Below are 2,343 nucleotides of genomic sequence, written 5' to 3'. Positions count from 1 at the left end.
TAAAGAGCATGGAAAATATTTCAAATCAATCCAATAAAAGTTTAGGGCGATCGCTTATAAGACACCACTCCAAAACATCAATTGCTACCTATTCAGATGATGAAATTATTGACAAATCCTTAGAGATAAATCAGTTAATAGAAGAGGTGGAAAGCGATTATCTTAACAAACAAGGAGAAAAGTGCAAATTAAGTATCTGTGCAATTATGAAAAATGAGGGTCCCTATTTAGAAGAGTGGTTAGAATTTCATAAATTAGTTGGTGTAGAAAAATTCTACTTATACGACAACAACAGCACAGATAACACTCAGAATATTTTGCAATTTTATATTCAAAGTAGAGAAGTAATTTATTATTATTGGTCGGATCAACCAGGGCAAATGTCTGCTTATACCCATTGCTTAAATAATCATAAATATGACTCAGAATGGATAGCATTTATAGATTTAGATGAATTTTTATTTCCCACAGTAGCAGATAAGATAACAGATATAATAGATGAATTTTCTGACATTTCAGCCTTAGGAGTTAACTGGCTAAATTTTGGTACATCAGGACATGAAAAAAAGCCCGAAGGATTACAAATAGAAAACTTTATTAAACGTGCCAAAACAAGTTTCGGTCCGAATAAACATATCAAATGTATTCTACGTCCAGAAAAAACAATTCGTCCCCTAAATCCTCATCAGTTTGTATTTTCTGAAGGTCAGGTAGTCACAGAAAATAAACAACCAATTAACAAACCTTTTTCCTCAACACATTCCATCAAAAAAATAAGAATAAATCATTATACTACTCGTTCAAAAGAAGAAAGTATGAAAAAAATGATGCGAGGTAGGGCAACTAAAAATGAACAGAGACCATGGTCGCATTTTGAATCGAAAGATGTGATATTTAATGAAGTAGAAGATTTAACTATTCACAGATATATTCCTCAACTCAAGAAATTATTAGCAGCAGTTGCTAAAAAGAAAAGCAAGGTAAAACTTTCCTTAGAAAAATCAAACTCATTACTAACTATTGGAAATTTAGGTAAAGTAGCGATCGAGAATGAACACCTAAAACTAACAGGTTGGATAGTTTCTTTAAATCTGATTCCTATCAGTAGCTTTAAAGTTTGGATTGGAGGTGAAGAATATAGAGATTTTAAACAAATTTTAGGAATAGAAAGTCCAAGGATAAAAAAAGCCCGTCCTAGATTAAAAGGTGCAGAAAAGGCGAAATTTTGTCTAGAAATACCTCTCAATAAAATTCACAGAGAAAACTATCAAGACCTATTAATTGTGTTAATTCCTATTCTAGCAAATTCTGAGGGTTGTATTTTAGTTAATGTCTTTAATCCTTCTTTGGTGCTTCCTACTAAAGAATATATAGATCAAGTTAATAGAAATAGTTTTTCTAACTTTCAGTCTAATGCTTTCAAATGGTTAGGATATTTAATTCAAAGAACAGGTCTCAAACCCACAGATAGTATTCTTGATATAGGTTGTGGAATTGGTGAAATTGCCTATGGTTTGGCTTATTACTTAACATCTAGAGCACGTTATGAAGGTATTGAATTTTCAGAAAAATTAATTAATTGGGCCAAGCAAGAAATTACTTGTAGAAAGCCTAACTTTAACTTTCAATGGCACAATATTTATCATCCTATTTATAATACTAAGGGAACTATACCAACAAAAGAGTTTATATTGACCTATCCAGAAGCAAGTTTTGATGTGATTTGTATTAGCAACTTTTTTACTCATTTATCTAAGATAAATCTGTGTAATTATTTATATCAAATTCAGCGAGTTTTAAAAGTAGGAGGAAAGTGCTTATTTGCTTGTTTTTTAATTAACTATGAATCTCAAAAATTAATTGCTGACGGTAAGAGTTATCAGTATTTAGTCAATGAAATAGAAAGTGGTTTCTGTTTAGATTCAGAACTGCCAGAAAAGACTATAGGTTTTCAAGAATTACTACTAATTGATTGGCTCAAAGAAAGTGGCTTAACTATTGTAGGCAAATATTATGGTTCATGGTGTGGGCGTAAATCTTTTACTTATCAAGATTTGCTAATTGTAGAAAAAAAAACTGAATTTAAGTCAAAATTATCTAACTACCAGTTTGCCTTAAAAAAATACAAGTCTAAATTAGAAAAAATCAAGGTTCAAATTGATGCGTCAAAATCTCAAATCAACCAGATTTAAGCAAAATATTATTCTTCAATCTTTAACTTTAACCGAAAAATGAGCCAGATAAATCAACCTCAGCAACCACAAGAAGTAAAGGCAAAAATTATTTCAATTCATGTACCAAAAACTGCTGGTACAACATTTAAACAAATTTTGAGGCAAATAT

At 30.6% G+C, this 2,343-nt stretch carries 1 protein-coding gene; it reads left to right on the top strand.

Translation table 11 applies throughout. From position 1 onward, the window contains the following. A partial coding sequence (locus AC3DU7_RS31460) for a glycosyltransferase family 92 protein (protein ID WP_488043161.1) occupies positions 1-2,192 on the top strand: 2,192 nt, incomplete at its 5' end. Between the last annotated feature and the right edge of the window lie 151 nt (positions 2,193-2,343).

This window comes from Okeania sp., assembly GCF_983059655.1.
The sequence above is the reverse complement of the archived record's forward strand: the minus strand, read 5'-3'. Positions and strand labels throughout refer to the sequence as shown.